General features: G+C 60.2%; 23 protein-coding genes. 10 read left to right on the forward strand and 13 right to left on the reverse strand.

Translation table 11 applies throughout. The features are described 5' to 3' along the window. Nucleotides 1-262 precede the first annotated feature (262 nt). Nucleotides 263-1,945 carry a fatty acid--CoA ligase gene (locus AUK77_RS04795; protein ID WP_296126764.1) on the reverse strand — a complete coding sequence of 561 codons (1,683 nt, stop codon included), beginning with the start codon at nucleotides 1,943-1,945 and terminating at the stop codon, nucleotides 263-265. A gap of 171 nt (nucleotides 1,946-2,116) precedes the next feature. On the opposite strand from AUK77_RS04795, the gene AUK77_RS04800 reads away from it, so the two are divergent. Further along, nucleotides 2,117-3,292: an acetyl-CoA C-acyltransferase gene (locus tag AUK77_RS04800; protein WP_296126766.1), complete on the forward strand. Its 1,176-nt coding sequence runs from the start codon at nucleotides 2,117-2,119 to the stop codon at nucleotides 3,290-3,292. Between the two features lie 136 nt (nucleotides 3,293-3,428). Here the strand turns inward: AUK77_RS04800 and AUK77_RS04805 are convergent, their stop codons facing one another. The 6 genes from AUK77_RS04805 to AUK77_RS04830 all read right to left on the reverse strand — a co-directional run bounded on the left by AUK77_RS04805 (nucleotide 3,429) and on the right by AUK77_RS04830 (nucleotide 8,988). After that, complete coding sequence (locus tag AUK77_RS04805) at nucleotides 3,429-4,040, reverse strand: DUF2846 domain-containing protein (protein WP_296126768.1); 612 nt, start codon at nucleotides 4,038-4,040, stop codon at nucleotides 3,429-3,431. A gap of 75 nt (nucleotides 4,041-4,115) precedes the next feature. Continuing rightward, nucleotides 4,116-5,273: a phosphatidylserine/phosphatidylglycerophosphate/cardiolipin synthase family protein gene (locus AUK77_RS04810; protein ID WP_296126771.1), complete on the reverse strand. Its 1,158-nt coding sequence runs from the start codon at nucleotides 5,271-5,273 to the stop codon at nucleotides 4,116-4,118. Between the two features lie 105 nt (nucleotides 5,274-5,378). Beyond that, complete coding sequence (locus AUK77_RS04815) at nucleotides 5,379-5,714, reverse strand: amidase (protein WP_296126774.1); 336 nt, start codon at nucleotides 5,712-5,714, stop codon at nucleotides 5,379-5,381. Next, a complete protein-coding gene (locus tag AUK77_RS04820; protein ID WP_296126804.1) occupies nucleotides 5,711-6,802 on the reverse strand; it encodes a serine hydrolase in 1,092 nt (363 codons plus the stop codon). The genes AUK77_RS04815 and AUK77_RS04820 overlap by 4 nt, the downstream gene beginning before the upstream one ends. A 374-nt stretch (nucleotides 6,803-7,176) precedes the next feature. After that, entirely contained in the window at nucleotides 7,177-7,962 is a 786-nt protein-coding gene (locus AUK77_RS04825) for an MBL fold metallo-hydrolase (protein ID WP_296126775.1), read from the reverse strand. Nucleotides 7,963-8,100: 138 nt separating this feature from the next. Further along, the gene (locus tag AUK77_RS04830) at nucleotides 8,101-8,988 is read right to left on the reverse strand and encodes an acyl-CoA dehydrogenase family protein (RefSeq protein ID WP_296126776.1); all 888 of its coding nucleotides are present in this window, start codon (nucleotides 8,986-8,988) and stop codon (nucleotides 8,101-8,103) included. Between the two features lie 148 nt (nucleotides 8,989-9,136). Here AUK77_RS04830 and olsB point away from each other — a divergent pair, with 148 nt between their 5' ends. Further along, nucleotides 9,137-9,895 (forward strand): L-ornithine N(alpha)-acyltransferase, encoded by a 759-nt coding sequence (gene olsB / locus AUK77_RS04835; RefSeq protein ID WP_296126778.1) that lies wholly within the window; start codon nucleotides 9,137-9,139, stop codon nucleotides 9,893-9,895. A gap of 106 nt (nucleotides 9,896-10,001) precedes the next feature. Continuing rightward, entirely contained in the window at nucleotides 10,002-10,781 is a 780-nt protein-coding gene (locus tag AUK77_RS04840) for a lysophospholipid acyltransferase family protein (protein WP_296126780.1), read from the forward strand. Here the strand turns inward: AUK77_RS04840 and AUK77_RS04845 are convergent. Beyond that, nucleotides 10,778-11,362: an ACP phosphodiesterase gene (locus tag AUK77_RS04845; RefSeq protein ID WP_296126782.1), complete on the reverse strand. Its 585-nt coding sequence runs from the start codon at nucleotides 11,360-11,362 to the stop codon at nucleotides 10,778-10,780. The genes AUK77_RS04840 and AUK77_RS04845 overlap by 4 nt on opposite strands. A 116-nt stretch (nucleotides 11,363-11,478) precedes the next feature. Between AUK77_RS04845 and AUK77_RS04850 the strand changes: the two genes are divergently transcribed. Beyond that, nucleotides 11,479-12,528, forward strand: coding sequence for an alkene reductase (locus tag AUK77_RS04850; RefSeq protein ID WP_296126785.1), 1,050 nt, complete (start codon nucleotides 11,479-11,481; stop codon nucleotides 12,526-12,528). A 167-nt stretch (nucleotides 12,529-12,695) separates the two neighbouring features. On the opposite strand, the gene AUK77_RS04855 is transcribed toward AUK77_RS04850, so the two are convergent. Then, a complete protein-coding gene (locus AUK77_RS04855; protein ID WP_296126787.1) occupies nucleotides 12,696-13,538 on the reverse strand; it encodes an ATPase in 843 nt (280 codons plus the stop codon). A gap of 484 nt (nucleotides 13,539-14,022) precedes the next feature. On the opposite strand from AUK77_RS04855, the gene AUK77_RS04860 reads away from it, so the two are divergent. After that, nucleotides 14,023-14,334, forward strand: coding sequence for a hypothetical protein (locus tag AUK77_RS04860; RefSeq protein WP_296126789.1), 312 nt, complete (start codon nucleotides 14,023-14,025; stop codon nucleotides 14,332-14,334). Nucleotide 14,335: 1 nt separating this feature from the next. Here the strand turns inward: AUK77_RS04860 and AUK77_RS04865 are convergent, their stop codons facing one another. Continuing rightward, the gene (locus tag AUK77_RS04865; protein WP_296126790.1) at nucleotides 14,336-15,328 is read right to left on the reverse strand and encodes an NAD(P)-dependent oxidoreductase; all 993 of its coding nucleotides are present in this window, start codon (nucleotides 15,326-15,328) and stop codon (nucleotides 14,336-14,338) included. A 162-nt stretch (nucleotides 15,329-15,490) separates the two neighbouring features. Here AUK77_RS04865 and AUK77_RS04870 point away from each other — a divergent pair, with 162 nt between their 5' ends. Then, complete coding sequence (locus tag AUK77_RS04870) at nucleotides 15,491-16,546, forward strand: saccharopine dehydrogenase NADP-binding domain-containing protein (protein ID WP_296126791.1); 1,056 nt, start codon at nucleotides 15,491-15,493, stop codon at nucleotides 16,544-16,546. A 12-nt stretch (nucleotides 16,547-16,558) separates the two neighbouring features. Here AUK77_RS04870 and AUK77_RS04875 read toward each other — a convergent pair whose 3' ends face one another. Then, a complete protein-coding gene (locus AUK77_RS04875) occupies nucleotides 16,559-17,458 on the reverse strand; it encodes a LysR family transcriptional regulator ArgP (protein ID WP_296126805.1) in 900 nt (299 codons plus the stop codon). A gap of 92 nt (nucleotides 17,459-17,550) precedes the next feature. Here AUK77_RS04875 and AUK77_RS04880 point away from each other — a divergent pair, with 92 nt between their 5' ends. From AUK77_RS04880 to AUK77_RS04890, 3 genes are all read left to right on the forward strand, one after another. Then, the gene (locus tag AUK77_RS04880; protein WP_296126793.1) at nucleotides 17,551-17,952 is read left to right on the forward strand and encodes an ACT domain-containing protein; all 402 of its coding nucleotides are present in this window, start codon (nucleotides 17,551-17,553) and stop codon (nucleotides 17,950-17,952) included. Nucleotides 17,953-17,956: 4 nt separating this feature from the next. Continuing rightward, the gene (locus tag AUK77_RS04885; protein WP_296126796.1) at nucleotides 17,957-18,568 is read left to right on the forward strand and encodes a LysE/ArgO family amino acid transporter; all 612 of its coding nucleotides are present in this window, start codon (nucleotides 17,957-17,959) and stop codon (nucleotides 18,566-18,568) included. Between the two features lie 186 nt (nucleotides 18,569-18,754). Next, nucleotides 18,755-19,336 carry a Fe-Mn family superoxide dismutase gene (locus tag AUK77_RS04890; RefSeq protein ID WP_296126798.1) on the forward strand — a complete coding sequence of 194 codons (582 nt, stop codon included), beginning with the start codon at nucleotides 18,755-18,757 and terminating at the stop codon, nucleotides 19,334-19,336. 59 nt (nucleotides 19,337-19,395) lie between these two features. Here AUK77_RS04890 and AUK77_RS04895 read toward each other — a convergent pair whose 3' ends face one another. Both AUK77_RS04895 and AUK77_RS04900 read right to left on the reverse strand, forming a co-directional pair. Then, nucleotides 19,396-20,040 carry a hypothetical protein gene (locus AUK77_RS04895; protein ID WP_296126800.1) on the reverse strand — a complete coding sequence of 215 codons (645 nt, stop codon included), beginning with the start codon at nucleotides 20,038-20,040 and terminating at the stop codon, nucleotides 19,396-19,398. A gap of 1 nt (nucleotide 20,041) precedes the next feature. Further along, nucleotides 20,042-21,337 carry an ammonium transporter gene (locus AUK77_RS04900; RefSeq protein ID WP_296126802.1) on the reverse strand — a complete coding sequence of 432 codons (1,296 nt, stop codon included), beginning with the start codon at nucleotides 21,335-21,337 and terminating at the stop codon, nucleotides 20,042-20,044. Nucleotides 21,338-21,634: 297 nt separating this feature from the next. On the opposite strand from AUK77_RS04900, the gene AUK77_RS04905 reads away from it, so the two are divergent. Further along, nucleotides 21,635-21,805, forward strand: a complete 171-nt coding sequence (locus AUK77_RS04905; protein WP_296126807.1) for a hypothetical protein — start codon at nucleotides 21,635-21,637, stop codon at nucleotides 21,803-21,805. Nucleotides 21,806-21,887: the final 82 nt, after the last annotated feature.

Genomic DNA, 21,887 nt, shown 5'->3' on the forward strand with positions numbered 1-21,887 from the left:
CTCGGCGTCAGCGAAGGTCATCTGCTTCATGGGGAAACTCAGCGGGTGGAATCCGGGTATTTTGCCAAAATCTGGAAGTCTTCTTCAGAGTTTCCTTAAAAACAATCTTCTACCTACACCAGCCCGCCTGCTGCTCATAACCTGCTGTGCTGAACCTGCACCTTCGCCACCACAGGTAAAGCCTTGCTGGGCGGGGCTTACAGCCTATTACAGTGACGCTGCGCGGCGGACGAGCACGCTGCTACATCCGCCGCACACCGGTTCAGACAGTCGACAAAAACGCGCTGCCGGCGGCCAGCCATTGGGCGATATCCAAGCGAATGCGTTTCTTATCCAGCTTGCCGACACTGGTCTTGGGAACTTCGGTAACAAGTGCAATTTGCGACGGTATCGCCCACTTGTTGATGCTGCCCTGATCGACAAAAGGCTTGAGGTGTTCTTTGAGGCCTTTGGCATCCAGGCTTTGCCCGTCGCGCAGCACCAGCAGAGCAAACGGGCGCTCGCCCCACTGCGGATCGGCCACGCCAACCACTGCCACTTCACGCACCGCCGGGTGACGACTGATAAGGTCTTCCAGCTCCAGAGAGGAAATCCACTCGCCACCGGTTTTGATCACATCCTTGATGCGGTCACGAATTTCGATAAAGCCCATGTCATCAATAGCGGCCACATCGCCGGTGTGCAGCCAGCCGTGTTCCCACAGTTCTTCACTCTTTTGCGGCTCGCGGAAGTAACCCTGAGTCAGCCAAGGCGCACGCAGAACCAACTCACCCTGGGCTTCGCCATCGTTGGGCAGCAACTTGCCTTCGCTGTTCATGATCGCCGCCTCCACCAGTGGCACGGGCACACCGGCTTTGATGCGGTAGGCCGTGCGCTCGTCTTCGCTGCCCGCCAGCAACTCTTCATTGATATAGGCGCAGGAGATCAGCGGACAAGTTTCCGACATGCCATAGGCGGCCGTGAGTTGAATACCGGTGGCCTTAGCGGCTTCGTAGAGGGCGCGATTAAGTGCGCTGCCACCGATGATCATGCGCAGGCCGCCAAAATCATGGCCTTTGGCGCTGGGGGTGTTCATCAGCATTTGCAGGATGGTAGGCACGCAGTGCGAGAAGGTGACCTTCTCCTGCTGGATCAGCTTCATCAGCAACTCCGGCTCATAGCGCCCCGGGTATACCTGCTTCACGCCCAGCATGGTCGCCACATACGGCACGCCCCAGGCATGCACGTGGAACATCGGGGTGATGGGCATGTACACATCGGCGTTGCCCATCAGGCGGATGCTGTCCAGAGCGCTGACGGTCGAGGCCATGGCCATGGTGTGCAGCACCAACTGACGGTGGGTGAAGTACACGCCCTTGGGGTTGCCGGTGGTGCCGGTGGTGTAGAAGGTGGTGGCCACGGAGTTTTCGTCGAAATCGGCGAATTCATAAGTCGGGCTGGCAGCCGCCAGCAGCGTCTCATATTCGCCAACCAAACCACCCAGCTCAGCTGTTTTATCGGCGGTGTCGGTGAGCAGAATCGTTTTCTCGACCGTGGTCAGTTGTCCTTCGATGCTCTGATAGAGCGGGACGAACTCACTATTAACCAGCACAAACTTATCGTCTGCGTGGTTCATGGTGTAGAGGATCTGATCCGCCGAGAGACGGATGTTGATGGTGTGCAGCACCGCGCCGATCATCGGGATGGCGAACATGCATTCCAGATAACGGTGGCTGTCCCAATCCATCACGGCCACGGTATCACCGGCCTTCACACCCGCTTCGGTAAGCACATTGGCCAAACGGGCGATGCGTTCGTTGAGGGTGGCGTAGCTGTAACGCAGTTGGTCGCGGTAGACGATTTCGCGGGTTTTTTCGTAACGAATGCCAGACAACAGCAAGCGCTTGATCAACAGCGGCGCAGGGTGAGCATTCTCAGCGGGAGCAATCAGACGGGTCTGCAGCATGGCGATACCTGTTTATGGTTTTTATCAGTGGCGCCAATCTAGAACCCTCGCCGCTCGCTCAAATCAGCCCAAAGAATGATTTTGGGCGTGACTCTTTGGCCATTTCTGGTCACGCAGTAGAATCCCAGGCGGGTTCTACGGTTTTTGCCTCAGTCTTTAAGGAGTTCTCCGATGTCCGATATCGTCATTGTCAGCGGCGCACGCACGCCGATGGGTGGTTTTCAAGGCAGCCTGTCGAGCGTTGCAGCGGTTGATTTGGGTGCGGCTGCCATTCGTGCAGCGGTTGAGCGCGCCGGGGTTGCGCCTGCCGATGTGCAGGAAGTGATCATGGGCTGCGTGCTGCCGGCCGGCCTCAAACAAGGCCCGGCGCGTCAGGCGTCGCTGAATGCCGGCCTGCCGTCAGCCACCGGCTGCACCACCATCAACAAGCTCTGCGGTTCGGGCATGAAGGCGGTGATGATGGCCTTTGATTCGCTCAAGGCGGGCAGCAACAACGTGATGATCGCCGGGGGCATGGAGAGCATGTCCAACGCGCCCTACGTGATGACCAAAGCCCGCGCCGGCTTGCGCATGGGCCATGGCGAGATCAAGGACCACATGTTCCTCGACGGCCTGGAAGATGCGCGCACTGGCCGCCTGATGGGCTCGTTCGCTCAGGAAACTGCTGATCAGTACGGCATTACCCGCGAAGAGATGGATGCCTACGCCATTGAGTCGCTCAAGCGGGCGCAGGCGGCGATTGCCAGCGGTGCGCTGGATGCCGAAATCGTGCCGATCACGGTCAGCGGTCGCAAAGGCGAAGTGCTGGTCAAAGATGACGAGCAACCCCTGACGGCGAATCTGGACAAGATTCCGGGCCTCAAACCGGCGTTCCGCAAAGACGGCACCATCACGGCGGCCAACGCCAGTTCGATCTCCGACGGTGCCTCGGCGCTGCTGCTGATGACCGCTGAAGAAGCTACCAAACGTGGCCTCACGCCGCTGGCGAAGATTGTCGCCCACGCCACGCAGAGCCAGGACCCGAGCGAGTTCACCATTGCGCCGATCGGCTCGATCAGCAACCTGTTGAAGAAAACCGGTTGGGACAAGACCGACGTTGACCTGTTTGAGATCAACGAAGCCTTTGCCATGGTGACCATGCTGGCGATGCGTGAGCACGGCCTGGATCACGCCAAGGTGAACATCTACGGCGGCGCGTGCGCGCAAGGCCACCCGGTGGGTTCCACGGGCTCACGGATTATCCTGACGCTTATCAACGCGCTGAAGAACACCGGCGGCAAACGCGGTATCGCTTCGCTGTGCATTGGCGGCGGTGAAGCCACTGCCGTGGCGGTTGAGCTGCTCTAACAAAGCCGATAGAGGAAGCCGTCACGCGGTTTCCTACTTAAATAGCCCGGATGCAATCCGGGGGAATATTCATCATTCCCCCGGATTACATCCGGGCTACGTTTTCAGGCCTATAAAACCCCGCCCTACGCCTGCCTTAGATACCGATAAAGTCCAGCGACTTACCGACTTTGCGCCAGAAGCTGCGTTGCATGCGCTCGGTTTCGCCGCTGGCGGCTATGCGCTCAAAAGGCTGCACTTCCCGTGTGCGGGTAATTTCTGTGATTGCCACATCACGTGTGACCAATTGCAGCGGTCCGTCGCCTTCGTCAGGGTTGAGCACATTGACGGGAGGCGGGTTGAGTTCGTCGTAACGCAGGAAGTAAACGCCGCCGGCCTCGGCATCGAGGGCAAAGCTGCTGATCAGGGTGAAGTCCATCGGGCCATCGGCCAGTAGCGTCCAGTGCGAACCCAACAAGGGCCGGCGCATTTCCAGCTTGTAGCTGGCGATGTCGAACTCCAGCACCATGTAACCGTTACTCGGCAGGCTGCCGATCAGGGCGTTATTGAGAAACAGCGCCGGGGCTTCCAACTCCTGATCGGCCCAATCACTTTGCGGGCGATAGAGGTACACCAGCGCATGGTTGTCGTCGCTCAAATCATGTTCATGGAACAGCTCGCCCTGAGTCGCGCCCCAGAACGCACCAGGGCTGGAGCATCCCGCCAGGAGCAGGGCAGCGAGCACAACAAGGCAGGGCAAGACTCGCATCGACGGCATCCTCACTAAAATGATCGATCGAGCATAGCGCTGCGCAGGCCGACCTACACCCGACAAAAGTGCGGCTCAGCGACGGCGATCCAGCAGATTGACCAGCAACTGGTCCAAAGCGCCCCAGATGGATTGCTGCAAACGTCGCCACCAAGGCCGCGCGCGCCAAGCTTGCAGAGTGATTTCCTCACTGTCGGCAAAGTCCGTCTGGAAACTGGCTGCCACGCTGGCAGTGAAAGCGGGATCAAGCGCCTCCAGATTGGCGTCCAGATTAAAACGCAGGTTCCAGTGATCAAAGTTGCACGAACCGACGCTGACCCAATCATCCACCAACACCATTTTCAGGTGCAGGAAGCGCGGCTGATACTCATGGATGTGCACGCCGGCTTTGAGCAGGCTGGCGTAGTAGCGCTGACCGGCAAAGCGCACGGGCGGGTGATCGGTGTGCTGCCCGGCCAGTAACAACCGCACCTCCACTCCGCGCTTGGCCGCTTGGCGTAACGTGCGGCGCACGCGCCAGGTAGGCAGAAAATACGGCGTCGCCAGCCAGATGCGCTGTTTGGCACCACGCAAGGCACGCACCAGCGAGAGCAGGATGTCGCGGTGTTGGGACGCATCGGCAAAGGCCACCCGGCCCAAACCATGGCCCGCTAACGGTAACGCTGGCAGACCTTTTAAGCGCAGCGGCAAACGGGGACGCCAGGCGATCCAGGCCTGCGCTGCGCGCCATTGGCGCTCGAACAGTTGCTGCCAATCGGCAACCAAGGGCCCGCTGATTTCCACCATGACTTCATGCCAAGGGCTGTTAGTTTGCTCAGGCAGCCAGAATTCGTCGGTCGAGCCGGTGCCACCAACAAAGGCGAATTGCTGGTCAACCAGCAGCAGCTTGCGGTGATCACGGTGAAAGTTGCGCAGGCCATGCTTGAAGCGCAGCGGGTTGTACCAATGCAACTGCACACCGGCCTCAGTGAGGCGCTGGCGATCGGCCACGTTAAGGCCCTGCGCGCCAAAATCGTCAAACAGGCAGCGTACCCGCACACCTCGCTGCGCCGCATCGCACAGGGAATTGAGCAGCACTGTGCTGCAGGCACCGCTTTCCACGAGATAGAGTTCTAGGTCGACCTGCTGCTGCGCTGCGTTGATGCGCAGCAGCATTTGCCGGAAAAACTGCGGCCCGTCGATCAACAGTGACAGGGCATTGCCCTGTCGCCAGGGGAACACGTTATACGGCATGGCCGTTCACTTTAAGGCTGCCTTGTGCTGGACAATCGAGCCGCCACCATAGCGGCCCGACAGCGCCTTGCAAACCCTGCTGCCTGAGCCATTCAACGCGGCATGTTACGGCGCCAGATCTGCCGCCTGCGGTAACAACTGGCATCCTTCACGCGGTCCCAACCACTGCGCCGTGTGCGTGCTACCCAAGCCGCGCGCGGTGACACGCTTGTGCGCGGCATCATCGAAGAAGCCACTGAGCGGCACGTACTGCGCCACGTAAGCCTCACAGTAATCCGCCGGGTTATTCACCACATAACGGCAGGAGCAGTATTCCTTGGCCGAATAAGCACCAATGATGCTGGGGAACGCCTGCAGGTGGGTGCGGTTTTGCCACGCCAGCGCAGCCAACAGCAGCACCATCAGCAGCAACAGGCTGGTAAAGGGACGGCGACGGATCATGGCTGCACCTCCTGGCCCAGAGCGGCGATCACCAGTTTGAGGAAGTGATTGCGGTCAAAGCTGCCATCACGGTCATCGGCGTAACGCACCACCACCAGGTTTTCGCTGGCGATCACGTACAACCCCTGCCCCCAATGCCCGGACGCCACCAGTGTATCGAGCGGCGCATCCGGCCACGGGCGGAGGGCACCGCCCACCGCAGCATTCAGCCACCAATGCCCGCCCGGCACGGCTTCACCGGGTTGCTCGGCCTGCGCTTGATAATTAGCAAAGGGGGTACGGTTGAATTCGACCCAAGCCTTGGGCAGCACTTGCTGCTCGCCCCAACGCCCGTCGCGCTGCATCAGCAGGCCGACACGGGCCAGATCACGGGCGCTCATGTACACATAGGATGAGCCGATAAAAGTGCCGCTCGCATCGCGCTCCCACACGGCGCTGGTGATGCCCAAGGGTTCAAACAGTGCCGTCCAAGGGTAGTCGGCATAGGCCTCAGGACCGACCATGGTTTTAAGGGCCGCTGCCAGTACATTGCTGTCCCCGCTGGAATAGCTAAAGCGCGCACCGGGTGCGGCATCAGCGCTGTGCGCGGCGGTAAAGGCGGCCATGTCTGAGCGGCCACGGGTGTAGAGCATGGCCACCACCGACGATTTCAGCGGCGCGTATTCGTAGTCTTCCTGCCAGTCCAAGCCCGAGGCCCAGTTGAGCAAATGCCCGACCTTGATCTGTGGATGGGCGGCAAACGGTGGGTAGTAGTCGACCACCGGGGCATCCAGACGAAAGCGTCCCTCGCCGTATGCCACACCCAAGGTGGTGGCCAACAGGCTTTTGGCCATCGACCAAGTGAGGTGCGCAGTCGCTGCCGTGGTGGGCGCGGCGTAGCGCTCGTAGACCACCTGACCATCACGGATCACCAGCAGGGCATCGGTGCGCACACCTTTGCGCGTGGCGTCGTCACGGGCCGGGAAGGCGTAGCTCTCCAACTCGCTGAGCGCACCGCTCGGTGCAGCCAACTGGCTGTCCCAGTCGCGACTGGGCCAATTCTCGGCCTGCGCCGTGGCGCAGCCTAGGGCGAAAGCACACGCCAGCATCAGCCGCCGTGCGGGGAAGGTATTCAGGGACATAAGGCCGCCTCTGCTGAGATCGAAGGCGGCACCCTAGCATGGTGCGGATGACATCCAACAGCGCCGAACGCGCCGCTTTATCCCGCGATTCGGCGCGAAAAGTCAGTGCGTTAAATTTACGGGTAGCGGCATGAACACGTTCATACAAACCTGTTGGGCTTCGCTGCGCTCAGCACCAACCTACAAGCACCCTCAACAAACCAGCGGTCGCGCGCGCCCGTAGGTTGGGTTGAGGAGCCTGCGACGAAGCCCAACGCGCTATAGCAACACGTGATGATGTTGGGCGGCGCTTAGCGAAATGCGACCGCCCGAGCACATACAACATTTAAAGCACAGCACTTTTACTTGGGCAGCCGGTAATCGTCAGGCCCCATCAGGTCCATGCCGCATTCCAGATTCTCGATCCAGTAGAGGAAGGCGTTGATCATTTCGGCGCCGACAAAGGGCCGACCATGCTGCGGCACGATCATCGACACATCCATCTCACGCACCATCGCTGCCCACAAGCGGCACACCTTGTTACCGGCCATGTAACGGCGGTGAAAGCCGAGCATGTTGGGCACATGGTTGACGAAATCGGTGACCGGGTGCGCGTCATCGACCATCGAAGCGCCCATGTCACCGGAGAAGAGAATTTTGCTCACCGGGTCGTAGACCTGAAAGTTACCCACCGAATGCAGAAAATGCGCGGGCACGGCCTTAAGCATGCATTTACCCAGCGCAAATGACTGGCCGCGATCCGGCAGCGCGATGATGCGGTCAAAGGTGTTGATGCCATGACTCAACGCCAAGTAGTTAGCCGTCAGGTGCGGCAAAAACCGCGCCCAGAGCTTGGAGCAGATCACCCGCGCACGGGTGTGCAGCAGCCATTTATCCAGCGAGGCGATGATGTCTGGGTCTTGGTGCGAGGCGAAGATGTAGGTCAGGTCCTGCACGGGAATGTGCTTGGACAACTCCAGCGACAGCGGCGTGTAGGTCAGGTCGCCGCCCGGATCCAGCAACAGGTACTGCTCGTTATCGGTGATCAGAAACTGGTTGGACTGCACGCCCTCCCCGCTCACTAGGTCATCGAACATCATGCACTGATGCTCGCCGTTATCGAACAGCACTATGGGCTCGCGTCGCATGGCAGGCTCCCTCTGGAAAGCTTGCGAGCTTAACCAGCTGGAAAACGAGCCTACTGATCTGGATCAAACCGGCAGGCATGCGCCGCTTAAACCCGCCACCCGGATACCGCCCGGGGCAATCCCTTGCCTCTATCCGGGCTACAGGGATATGCCGAGCAGCGTCTGCGCTTTTTCCAGACGTTTGCGACGGGCGCTGGCGGCAATCGACAGCAATCCCTGATCGCGCTGCCAAAGCTGCGCCCAAGACGGGTCGCCCGACGCAAAGGCGGCGTTCAACTCGGCACGCAGGCTGTCAAACTGGGCAAACAGGCCCGCTAACAACACATGACTGGCGGGTGTGCTCGGGCATTGCCGCGCCACCTCGGCGCAGCCGGCCAGCAACCCCAGCAACCGCAGTTGCAAATCCTGCGGCCAGACCGACTCCTGCCCCACGCCCCATAACCAGGCGCACAGTGCCGCCAACACGTGGGTGTCTTCCAAGGTGCGAAAAGGCTTCACATAGGCATCCCAGCCGTCGCCGGGCAGGCGCTCACAGTGCGCGCCCTGCAGGTGCAGGCGGCCATGGCTGACATCCGGCATCAATGGTAACGCGGGCAATGTTTCGATGCGCACACCTGGCGCGCCGTTGCGCACCACGCCGACGGCCAACTGCACCGGCTGCCCGGGTTCATCCTCACGGGCGGCCACCAGCAGCCAATCAGCGGCATCGGCGGCGGTGACAAAATCTTTGCGACCATCCAGCACCAGCGCACTGATGCGCGTGCTCATGTCGGCCGGTCGCGTGCTGCGATTCTCCGTCACGCATAACGCACCCAAGGTAAAGGGTGCCGCCGGCCAGAGTGCGCGCAACGCGCCTTGATAGCCCGCTAGAAAGGCCAAGCCCGGCGTGGCCGCCAAACGGCCACCGAGCATGGCCACTTGCAGGGGCGCTACCGGCCCCAAACGCTCCAGCAGACTGGCGTACCACTCCTCCAGACTGGCGCTGGGCAAACGGGGCTGAGGACTCAACAACTGTTGCCAGGGCATGCCGCACTCCTTTGATGGGATATGGAAAACAGTGTCACACAAGCATCACTGAATCTTCACGGAGGTGACACCGCCGCTACCTAGCCTGAGCTTGCCCAACAAGATCGACCGGCTGCAAGGCAAAAAGCCGGCTCACGGAGACTCAGGCATGACTCAGATGGCAATCACCCGCGACCGCACTACCCCAGCTCGTCGCCTGCAAGCCGAGCGTTTACAAGGCGCTGCCGCCCTGCGCGAAGCCCAGGCACTGCGTTTCCGCGTGTTCAGCGCCGAATTCGACGCCAAGCTCAAGGGTGCTGAGCTGGGCCTGGACATGGACGACTACGACATTCACTGCCAACACATCGGCGTGCGCGACCTGAACAACGGCGAACTGGTTGCCACCACGCGCCTGCTCGACCACCGCGCCGCCGCCAGCCTGGGCCGCTTCTACAGCGAAGAAGAATTCAGCCTGCACGGCCTGGTGCACCTGCAAGGCCCGGTGCTGGAAATCGGCCGCACCTGCGTCGACGCAGCCTACCGCAACGGCGCGACCATCGCCGTGCTCTGGGGCGAGTTGGCCGAAGTGCTTAACGAAGGCGGCTACCGCTACCTGATGGGCTGCGCCAGCATCTCCATGCAAGACGGCGGTATTCAGGCCCAAGCCATCATGCAGCGCCTGCGCGAACGTTACCTGTGCACCGAACACCTGCGCGCCGAACCAAAAAACCCGCTGCCGCACCTGGATGTGCCGAGCAATGTGATTGCGGAAATGCCACCGCTACTCAAGGCGTATATGCGCCTGGGGGCGAAGATTTGCGGCGAGCCGTGCTGGGATCAGGATTTCCAGGTGGCCGACGTGTTTATCCTGCTCAAGCGTGACGAGTTATGCCCGCGCTATGCGCGGCACTTTAAAGCGGCCGTATAAGGTAAGCGGACCCGCCACTGGGCAGCGCTATGGCACATAGGGTTGCTCTTAGCGCCGGCACTCTGTAGACAGTGCCGGCGTTTGTGTTTTTGCCGCGGAGAGCCTGATGAAAAAACTGCGTTTGTACCTGCGCCTGACGCGTCTGCTGTTGGTGATCAGCTTTGGCACCTTGCTGGCCGCTGGCATCAGCGTGCTGGAGCGACTGGTTCGGCATGATCTGATGCCGACTCGCCAACGCCTGACGCGCTGGTTCTTGACCCATCTGGCCGCCGCCCTGCCGTTTCGTCTTAAGGTGCAGGGCGAGTTACCCCGCGAGCCGATGCTGTGGGTCAGCAACCATGTGTCGTGGACGGATATTCCGCTGCTCGGCATGCTCACGCCGCTGTCGTTCCTGTCCAAGGCTGAAGTGCGTACCTGGCCGGTGGCCGGTTGGCTGGCACACAAGGCCGGCACGCTGTTTATTCGCCGGGGCTCGGGTGACAGTGGCCTGCTCAATCAGCAGCTTGGCAACCACCTGCAACGCGGGCGCAATTTGCTGATTTTCCCGGAAGGCACCACCACGGATGGTCAAGCCTTGCGCACCTTTCACGGGCGCTTGCTGAGCAGCGCGATTGACAGCGGCGTGCAGGTGCAGCCGGTGGCCATTCGCTACCTACGCGATGGCAAGCCGTGCAGCGTGGCTCCGTTTATTGGCGAAGACGATATGCTCTCGCACCTGCTGCGCTTGCTCGGCAGTGATCTGGGTGAAGTGCAGATCCAGTTGCTCACCCCCATCGCCAGCCATGCCTACAACCGCAATGCGTTGGCACGCGAAGCCCAACAAGCCATCAGCCTGGCGCTGTATGGCGCAACGCCAATCGCACAGGACGAACATCAGGCCGCTTAATCCAGGCGCTCGCGCTCACGGGCGGCAAAGGCCTGCACCTGTGGATAGAACTGCTGAAAGTCCTCAAACAGCGGCGTGTACAGCCGCTGCAAATCGCTCAGACACTCAAGCAGCAAGCCCGGCCGCGACAAGCGCCGGTCAATCGCGGTCAGCACCTGCTCCAGCACGGCGAACTCGCGGTAACTGCCCAGCCAATCCTGCGCCGCCATGCGCGGTGCAATCCGCGCCAGATGCTCGGGCAAGCGTTGTTCGGCCGCCAGCACGCGGTACACCCGGTCGGTGAAAAGCGGCAAAGGCTCATGGGCGTAATCAGTCCAGTTCAGCGCCAGGCAGTGATCGAAAAACACATCCAGCACAATCCCGGCATAACGTCGCTGCGCCAGCGGGAAACGGCTGCGCGCCTGTGCCTGCAGTGGATGGCGGTCGGTTAAGGCATCGATGCGGCGATGCAAACGAATGGCCGCTTCGATATCCGCCGGCCACTGCCCGGCCAGCGGCCCTTTGACGAAATCGCCGTAGAGGCTACCGAGCAGCTGCGCCGGCGCATCGCCGCCTAAATGGAGATGGGCAAGGTAGTTCATGCAACCAGCTTATACATCAGCAGTCTCAATGAGGACTATTGCCCGGAACAATCGGTATGCCACGCGCAACCGGGATAAGGTTCACGTCACCGCGATAACGCAACGGAGCCACGCCCATGACCACACTTTTCGACCCGATTCAGATTGGCGATTTGCACCTCAAAAACCGCATCATCATGGCCCCACTGACGCGCTGCCGCGCCGATGCAGGCCGCATACCCAATGCTTTGATGGCTGAACACTATGCACAGCGCGCCAGCGCCGGGCTGATCATCAGCGAAGCTACTGCCGTCACCCCTATGGGCGTCGGTTACCCGGACACCCCCGGCATTTGGTCTGACGAGCAAGTGCGCGGCTGGAGCAATGTGACCAAAGCCGTGCACGCGGCGGGTGGCAAGATTGTGCTGCAACTGTGGCACGTCGGGCGCATCTCTGACCCGATCTACCTGAACGGTGAATTACCGGTTGCGCCGAGCGCGATCAAGCCCGCCGGGCACGTCAGCCTGGTGCGCCCGATGAAGGACTTCGTCACCCCGCGCGCCTTGGAAACCGAAGAAATCGCCGACATTGTCGAGGCCTATCGACAAGGCGCAGAAAACGCCAAAGCCGCCGGTTTTGACGGTGTGGAAATCCACGGTGCCAACGGTTACCTGCTCGACCAGTTCCTGCAAAGCAGCACCAACCAGCGCACCGACCAGTACGGCGGCAGCCTGGAAAACCGCGCACGACTGTTGCTGGAAGTCACCGATGCAGCGATTGAGGTGTGGGGCGCTGGCCGAGTTGGTGTGCACCTGGCACCGCGCGCTGACAGCCACGACATGGGCGATGCCAACCGTGCCGAGACCTTTTCCTACGTAGCCCGTGAACTGGGCAAACGCGGTATCGCCTTTATCTGCGCCCGTGAGAAAGCTGCCGACGACAGCTTGTCGCCGATGCTGAAACAGGCATTTGGCGGCGTGTTTATCGCCAACGAGCGCTTCACCAAGGAGCAGGCCAATGCCTGGATCGCCGAGGGCAAGGCCGATGCGGTGGCGTTTGGGATTCCGTTTATTGCCAACCCGGACCTGCCAGCACGCCTGGCACAGGACGCGCCGCTGAACACACCACACCCGGAAACCTTCTACGGCCAAGGCCCGGTTGGCTACCTGGACTATCCAACGCTGTAAGCCTGAGGTCGTACCGCTACTGTGGGAGGGGCTTTAGCCGCGAGAGCATTGACCAACAGTCGCCGCTAAAGCGCCTCCCACAATGCATCGCCAGCGACTTTCAGCCGCTGTAATGGCCACAAATAAAGAAGCCCGCCAATTGGCGGGCTTCTTTGTTCACGACGAACTCAACGCGCGTCGATCTGCTGCTGCAAATTCAGCACCTGTGCTTGCAGGGTATTGATGTTGCGCGTCATCTGCGCGCGGAAGGCATCAAACTCAGCCGTGCTACTGCTGGCCGAGCGGGTTTCCAGATCGCTTTTCAGTACCAGCAGATCCTGCTCAACGCGCGCGATGGCTTGCGTGGCATTGCCTTGCTTTTTCAGGGCATCGATCTCAGTACGCAGACTGGCAATCTTCTCATCAAACTTGCTTTGCCCAGCCAGGGCTGCCTTTAACGCGGCCTGCTCTTTTTTCACGGTCGCTTGCTCGTCAGCCAGTTTGCTCAGGGCCGCTTCCAACTTGGCCTCGCCGCCTTCCTGCGCCTTGAGTTGAACGCTCAGTTGTTCAATACGCTTGTTCTGCTCGCCCTGTTGCCGGGTGGCAGTCTGCTGCTGACTGATCAGCTCGGCCAACTTACTTTCCAGTTGCTTGACCTGCAGCTTCAACGCTTCGCTACCGCTGGTAACCGTGGACTCGGTGGCCACTACCTTGCCGGAAATATCCTGAATGCGTCCGGCAGCTTCCTCACTGATGCGCGCAAAGCTTTCCTGAGTGGCAACCAACTGCTGCTCCATCAGGCTGATTTGTTGAAAACTCCACCAACCAAGACCGCCCAAAGCAATCATCAGCGCCCCGACCAACGCCCACAACGGGCCGGTGGTTGCCGATTTAACTGCCACCACATTGGCCGCACGCCCATAAGTCGCGCCACGCGGCGGCTCTGGGTCAGCGTCAAAATCATCGTGATCGCGCTCATCGGCCCGCAGGCTGGGCACGTTAGCAAGTTCGTCGTTGGCATCGTTACGCATGGGTCAACCTTCAAGAAAACACAGGGGTTAGGAGCCTGTCGGATTTAACACGGCCCTGCTGCGGCAAAGCCGGGCTTGGCCACTTTAGCGGCTCTTTTTCGTTGAATAGCCGGCTATTCAACGAAAAAGACCAACAAAACTGACTCAAACCGGACTTCCCCTCGCTACGAACGGTCAAGCCAGACAGGCTCCAGCAAATTGCCGCGCAGTATACCGATTCGCGGGCAGCGCTTCAGGCTCGCGCCATGCCAGTGCAAGGCGCACCGACGAAGGGCATGGCAAAGGCCAGCAGGTCGCTGCAGCCCGCACAGTTCCACAGAGTGTGAACTGGTACGCGCTTTGCAATATCCCTATGGCGACGCTGTGCAGCATCACGGAAGTGGGGGACTGCAGCGAGATCTTCGCGCGAAACGCGTGATGCGATCAGGCGGGGCGTTCAGGACGAACAGCCCTCAGCGTTCTTCTAGTCAAAAGGGGGAAGGTCATGGAACTGAACAGAGAAGTGCTGGATTGCATGAAAAATCTGCGTCGCCGTTTGCGCGATGAGCTAGCGATGGATATCCGCATGAGCCAGCCAGGTGCAATCGACAGCATGCTCAGCGCCTGCCTGACCTCCAGCAGTGAGGAAACCCGTCAACTGGGTCAACTGCTTGCGCAATACAGCGACCGCCCTTTCGGCGAACCTGCCCCAACCGTGCGCATGCAGGCCGGGCATCCGTTACTGGTGGAAGACCTCGCCCACCGCCCTGCCAGCGCATCGGTGCGTATGTATCGCGGCCAACGCGTTTACGCCTGATTCAGCCGCGGTGTTGCGCCTGCCACCAGGCGCAAAACTCATCCAGTGCTGTCCACAGACTGGTCGTCGGCTCATAGCCCAAGTACTGGCGGGCGCGGCTGATATCCAGCGAGAAATCCTTGGCCATGACCGCCACCCCAAGGCGAAACAAGGTCGGTTCCGGCCGACCTGGCAACAGCGTGCACAGCCCTTCATTAATGGCCGCCGCGCTGTAGGCCAGGCCGTATGGCAGGTGGCGCGTGACTGGCGGCAGATCAAGTTGACGCAAGACGTAATTGACCACATCCCACAATGGCACGGGGGCACCGTTGCTGATGTTGTAGACCTGTCCCAGTGCAGCCTCGCCCGCCTGCAGGGCATTCATCAGCGCGTGGTTGAGGTTGTGAATGCTGGTGAAATCGACCTTGTTCAGCCCATTACCAATGATCGATAACCGCCCTTTGCGCTGCATGTTGATCAGCCGTGGGAAGATGCTGGTATCGCCCGCCCCCGTTACAAAGCGCGGCCTCAAGGCCAGCACCTCCAGGCCAAACTCCTGCGCAGCAAACACCTGCTGCTCCGCCAAAAACTTGGTTTTACCGTAATGATCGGAAAAGCGCTTGGGCAGTTGTTCTTCGCGCAGCCCAACATGCGCCTTGCCATCGAAATACACCGAGGGCGAGGACAGGTGCACCAAACGACGCACCTTTTGTTTAAGGCAGGCCTCCACCACATTCTCAGTCACCGTGACGTTGGCCTGATGAAAATGCGCGTAAGTGCCCCACACCCCCACCGCCCCCGCGCAATGCACCACCGCATCCACGCCACGGCAGAGCTGCTCAACCAGCGCCGGCTCACTCAAATCGCCCTGAATAAACTCCGCCCCCTGCGCACAAAGAGCCGTGACGGCGTCGGCGCGGCGGCCGTTGATGCGCACCTGCAACCCCTGCTCAAGGGCGTGACGGGCAAAGCGTGAACCGATAAAACCACTGGCTCCGGTCACCAAAATTTTCATGCGGGTTTCCTTGTTACGCGTTGCCGCCACTGTAGCAGCCGTCACGCCTGTTGCGACCAAGCGCGCCTGAATGCGGACACATTTGCACACCCTGCGATAGGGCTACAGTCACGCGGGCAACCGCTAAGCTGTGCGCTCGCCACTCACGACAGAGGAATCAGCATGACCACTCACTGGATGATCTACGGTGCCAATGGCTACACCGGGCAATTGCTCGCAGCCGAAGCCAAGCGCCAGGGTCTGACGCCCATTCTCGCCGGACGCAATGCCGCAGCAGTGCAGGCACTGGGCAGCCAGTTGGGCCTGGAATGCAGAATCTTTGATATTCAGCACGCGCAAGACGCGCAGGCAGCCTTGGCCGGTATTGCTGTGGTTGCCCATTGTGCCGGGCCGTTCTCAGCCACCAGCGCGCCCATGCTTGATGCCTGCCTGGCGAACGGCACGCATTACGTCGATATCACCGGCGAAATCAGCGTGTTTGAAGCCGCTCAGCAGCGTGATCAACAAGCCCGTGAGCGCGGCATCGTGGTCTGCCCTGGCGTCGGTTTTGATGTGATACCCAGTGATTGCATCGCCGCCTGCCTGCATCAGGCCTTGCCTGATGCCACCCATCTGGCCTTGGGCTTTGACACTGGCAGCGGGCTGTCGCCCGGTACAGCCAAAACCACGGTGGAAGGTTTGAAGTTCGGCGGCAAAATCCGCCGTGCGGGTGTGATCACCGATGTGCCGCTGGGCTACAAACGCCGCACCATCAATTTTGGCCGGGGTGAGAAAGCCGCCGTGACCATCCCGTGGGGCGATGTGTCGACGGCCTATCACTCCACCGGCATCGACAATATCGAGGTGTACCTGCCCACGCCCAAGGCGGCGGCGATTGGCATGCGCCTGATTGACCCACTGCGCCCATGGCTGGGCCGGGATGGAGTACAGAATTGGCTCAAGCGTCAGGTCGAAAAACGCATCAGTGGCCCGGATGAACAGGCCCGTTCGCGACTGCGTACCTGGTTGTGGGGCGAAGTGCGCAACGCCAAAGGCGAGGTACGCACGGCACGCTTGGAAACCGCCAACGGCTACGACGTCACCGTACACGGCAGCTTGCTAGCGGTGCAGCACCTGCTGCAGTACGACGGCCCCGGTGGTTACTTCACCCCGTCCAAACTGCTGGGCGCGCGCTGCGTCGAGCAATTGCCGGGTTCGGGTCAGGTGAGCGTGTCCTGAGTCAGGCCGCCATCATTGCGGGTCGACCAGGCACTGGCTCGCAGCGCTGGCCAAGTGTTGCGTGAGTTGATTGAGCAACTCACCACCATTGCGCCAGTGATGCCAATAGAGCGGTACGTCAATCGGCTGCCCAGCGATCAGTTCAATCAACTCGCCACGTGCCAGTTCGGCCTGTACCTGCAACTCGGGAATCAGCCCCCAGCCAAACCCAGCCTGAGCCAGACGGATAAACCCCTCGGAAGAGGGGCACAGGTGATGGGCAAACCCGCCCTCTACGCCCAGCTTTGATAGGTAACGGTGCTGCAATAAGTCATCGGGGCCAAAAACAATAGCCGGTGCATGGGCCAACGCTTGTGCGGTAACGCCTCCGGGGAAATGCCGGGCAATAAAGGCCGGGCTTGCCAGCGCACGGTAGCGCATCGCCCCCAGTAACATGGCGCGCGCCCCTGCCACTGGGCGCTCACTGGCGCACACACAGGCTGCCACCTCGCCTGCGCGCATACGTTTTAGGCCAACCTCTTGATCTTCCACGACCAAGTCCAGTAGCAGCCGCTGATCGTTGCAAAATGGCCCAACTGCCGCAGGCCACCAGGTCGCCAAGCTGTCGGCATTTAAGGCAATCCGTAACCGCTCAGGCACCCCGCCCTCATCCAGCGCCGGGACTTGCGCCTGAATATCGCGTTCCAGCAACCGCACCTGCTGCACATGGTTAAGCAGACGACGGCCGATTTCTGTTGGAGCCGGCGGCACCGCGCGCACGAGCACGGGCTGCCCGACGCGCGCTTCCAGCAGTTTGATGCGCTGTGACACCGCCGATTGCGAAAGCCCCAACACTTGGGCCGCACGCTCGAACCCGGCCTGCTCGACAACTGCGGCCAACGCAGCCAAAAGCTTGTAATCCAGCAATATCAGTTTTCCTAATGAGCAATCACCACTATTGGTTTCTCTTATACAGCCACGCGCAGCAGACTGGCCAGCATCCACTCCACAACAAGGCACACACGATGACCGGCGAAACCTCCTTGAGCACACTCATACGCAGCATGAGCCCTCACCTGAACGAAGGCGCTTACGTGTTTTGCAGTGTGCGTGACGCCTCGCAACTGGCGGCTGTTCAGCCGCTGGGCAGCTTTCACGAAGCAGAAGGGCTGACCGTCATTCTGCCGCGCCAGCAAGCCGATCAACTCAACCTGCCTTACTCGTATGAGGCTGCCTGGCTAACGCTGCACGTGCACTCAGCACTTGAAGCGGTTGGTCTCACGGCGGCGGTTGCCACAGCCCTGGCGCAGGCTGGGATCAGCTGCAATGTGGTCGCTGGTTATTATCACGATCACCTGTTCGTCGCCCATGCCGACGGACCACGAGCGCTGGCGGTACTGCAAGCGCTCAGCGCCAATCAGGAGTGAGGCCATGTGGCAAAGCTATAGCAACGGCCTGTTGATTGCGGCAGGGCTGATCATTGCGCTGGGCGCGCAGAATGCGTTCGTGTTGGCACAAAGCCTGCGCCGTGAGCATCACATACCGGTGGCCCTGCTCTGCGTCATCTGTGATGCCTTGTTGGTCACAGCCGGGGTATTTGGCCTGGCGGCCCTGCTTACACAAAGCCCGCAACTGCTTAGCGTGGCCCGCTGGGGCGGTGCTGCGTTTTTGCTCTGGTACGGCGCTCAAGCCATGCTCCGCGCCAGCCGCCCGCAAGCCTTACAGCAGGCCGCAAGCGGCCTGCCGCGCTCACGTAATGCCGTGCTGCTCGCCGCCTTGGCAGTAACCCTACTCAACCCGCATGTGTATCTAGACACGGTGTTGTTGATTGGCTCGCTGGGGGCGCAACAAAGCGTTCCGGGGGCCTATGCACTGGGCGCGGCGAGTGCTTCGCTGCTTTGGTTTATGTGCCTGGCATTCGGTGCAGCCAGCCTGGCCCCTTGGCTGGCGCGGCCAAACACCTGGCGATTTATCGACCTAGGCGTGGCAGCGATGATGTTCAGCATTGCCTGGCAGTTGCTCAGCGGCTCCGCGCTGCAATAAATCAACATCATTAAATAGGTCATCTGCCAGCACCGCAGCGGGTTCCCACACAGTTGCCGCGTGTTTAAGGGCTTGGCCCGGTGCTATGATTCGGTGCTCGCGACGCTAAGGTATAAGGCGTCGCAGATATGGCCGCCCGTGATCGGCTTCGCGCACACCGCACCTGACCTGATTAGGAGATAAACCATGGCTTTCGAATTGCCGCCGCTGCCCTACGCACATGACGCCCTGCAGCCGCACATTTCCAAGGAAACCTTGGAGTTCCACCACGACAAGCACCACAACACCTACGTCGTGAACCTGAACAACCTGGTGCCTGGCACCGAGTTCGAAGGCAAAACCTTGGAAGAGATCGTCAAGACCTCTTCGGGCGGCATCTTCAACAACGCCGCTCAGGTCTGGAACCACACTTTCTACTGGAACTGCCTGGCCCCTAACGCTGGCGGTCAACCGACTGGCGCACTGGCTGACGCGATCAATGCCGCGTTCGGTTCGTTCGACAAGTTCAAAGAAGAATTCAGCAAAGTCACCATCGGCACCTTCGGTTCCGGCTGGGGCTGGCTGGTGAAGAAAGCTGACGGCTCCCTGGCCCTGGCCAGCACCATCGGCGCCGGCTGCCCGCTGACCAGCGGCGACACCCCGCTGCTGACCTGCGACGTGTGGGAACACGCTTACTACATCGACTACCGCAACGTACGTCCGAAGTATGTCGAAGCGTTCTGGAACCTGGTCAACTGGGACTTCGTAGCGAACAACTACGCAGCCTAAGCTGAGCGTCTAAACAAGAAACCCGGCCATGTGCCGGGTTTCTTGTTTTCAGGCCTGCCCTACAGCAGTTTGCGTGGAGAAAACGCCAGATGCAGCGTCTCGACCTGTTGCACGGCGCGGCTTAAATGCTGATCGGCAATCACCGGCCCGAGGTACTCACACAGCCCGACATACAGCAGGTTAAGCAACTGCCGCAGGTGATCGACCGCCAAGCCCGTCTGCTCCAACTCAGCGCCCTGCTCCAACCAAGCGCGCACCCTTAAGCGCTGCTGATTGCTGCAACCCAATGCACTCAGGTTGCCACCGGCAAAACGCCGCAAGCGCGGCACCAAGTCCATGTCCAGTTGATTAAACAGCGCTCGGCCAAGCGCCTCAAAACAATGCCATGCCTGCGCATCCGTGACTGAACAAACCGCAGGGCCGCCGCCAACCTGCTGACGCCAACGTTGCAATTGCGGCTCGGGGTCAGGCAGTAAATCGGATAACGGTCCGGTGAGTGCGCCTACCAACTCCCGGTAAAGCCTGGCGCGCTCCAGTTTACGTTCGGTGGTAGAGGCCACCTCGCCGAGAAACTCATTCAAAGCAAAGGGTGGTTTATCCGCATATTTGCTTTCCCAGAGGGCCAGCACTGCGAACAACTCATCCTCGGCAAAGTGTCCCGCCAGGCCGGTGTAGATCGCCCGGCGGCGCGTGGCTAGGCTCATGTCACACCCTCCTTGGTAAATCGTTGGGATCAAACGTCACGGCAAGGTTGAACTCGGGATACCCCACCTCGGCATGTTCGGCGAAATCCAGACCGCGCTGCTCATGCTGAGTCGATGTGCGCAGCCCAAGGGTTTTCGCTAACAACAGATAAAGCATCAGCGCCAACGGAAATGCCCACACGAACGCGACCCCAGCACCTAACAGTTGCACGCCAACCCGCGACCAGTTGAACAAATCACCACTGAAGAACACCCCGGCGGCGACCGTGCCCCAGACGCCGGCAAACCCATGCACTGGCACCGCACCGACCACGTCATCCAGTTGCCAGCGCTCCAGCAAACGCATGCCAAACACCACCACAAAACCGGCCACCAAACCGGTGAGTAAGGCAAATAACGGCGACATCGTTGCGCAACCGGCGGTAATACCCACCAGCCCACCTAATGAACCGTTCACCGTAGTCGTCAACAGCACCGGGCTGGAGGTGCTGCGCTGCGCTATAAAAGCACCCAACGCTCCAGCACTGGCGGCCAGATGCGTGTTCAGGGCAATCAGCCCCAGGCTGACATTCATCTCCAGGCTGCTGCCGGCATTGAAGCCAAACCAGCCCACCCACAAAATGAAACCACCCAACGCCACCAAGCTCAGGTTATGCCCAGGAATTGAGCGGGGCGTGCCGTCGGCGGCAAAGCGTCCCAATCGTGGCCCTAACACCAGAATCCCGGCCAATGCACACCAAGCACCGACACTGTGCACCACAGTGGATCCGGCAAAATCGATAAAACCCAGTGTGGCCAGCCAACCCTGGCCACCGTAAATGCCACTCCAGACCCAACTGCCGAACACCGGGTAAATAAAGCCGCTGATCACCACGGCACCAATCAGGTAGGCAGAAAACCGCGTGCGCTCGGCCATTGCCCCACTGGCGATAGTGGCGGCCGTCGCCGCGAACATCATCTGGAATAACAAAAACGTGAAATCCCAGGGCTCACCTTCGTGCGGGGCAAAATGGCTCATGCCAAACCAGCCGGTGATGTTGCTGCCGAACATCAAGCCAAAGCCAAACAACCAGAACGTGATCCCACCGACGCAACCGTCCATGTAATTTTTCATCATCACATTGACGGCATTTTTAGCCCGCGACATGCCGCTTTCCACCAGGGCAAAACCGGCCTGCATAAAGAACACCAGCACACTGGCCAGCACCAGCCAGGCAGTGTTCGACGCCTCATTGCTGGCAGCTTCTGCCAAAGGCGAAACCCCACATACAGCCAGGCCTATCAGTCGAGTCTTCATCGCAGCATCCCCTATGACGGTGAGTTGAGGGCTGCACGGATGCATCCTGCGCATAAACTCACGCCCTCAAAAGCAACACCGCAAAGCTCATGCCAAGCGAAAACGGCCCAGGACTGGCAAAACCAGCAGGCAAACGCACCGACACCGTGCACACCCTTCATTGACCTGCCAACATCCGCGCCATGGCTGCGCAAATGCTTTGTACGACAAAGAGTGTTAATGGCCCTTTGACTGCAAGCGCGACATTGCCAATACTCAGTGCAGATTGACGCTGAAGACTTCACAAGGAACCGTCATTTGAAGCTGGAATTGAAGAACAGCTTGTCGCTCAAGTTGCTCCGCGTTGTGCTGTTGTCGGCGCTAATCGTAGGCGTGGTGCTGAGCCTGGCGCAGATCGTGTTTGACGTTTATAAAACCCGTCAGGCGGTGGCTAACGATGCCCATCGCATTCTCGGCCTGAATTCATAGAATAAGTGCAACGCTTGAAACGATAGGCAGAGGGCCAGCCACCGGTAGAATCCAGGCTCTCACACCAAAGGATTCAAGCGCA

The organism is Pseudomonas sp. Ga0074129 (assembly GCA_001465025.1).
GTDB lineage: Bacteria > Pseudomonadota > Gammaproteobacteria > Pseudomonadales > Pseudomonadaceae > Aquipseudomonas.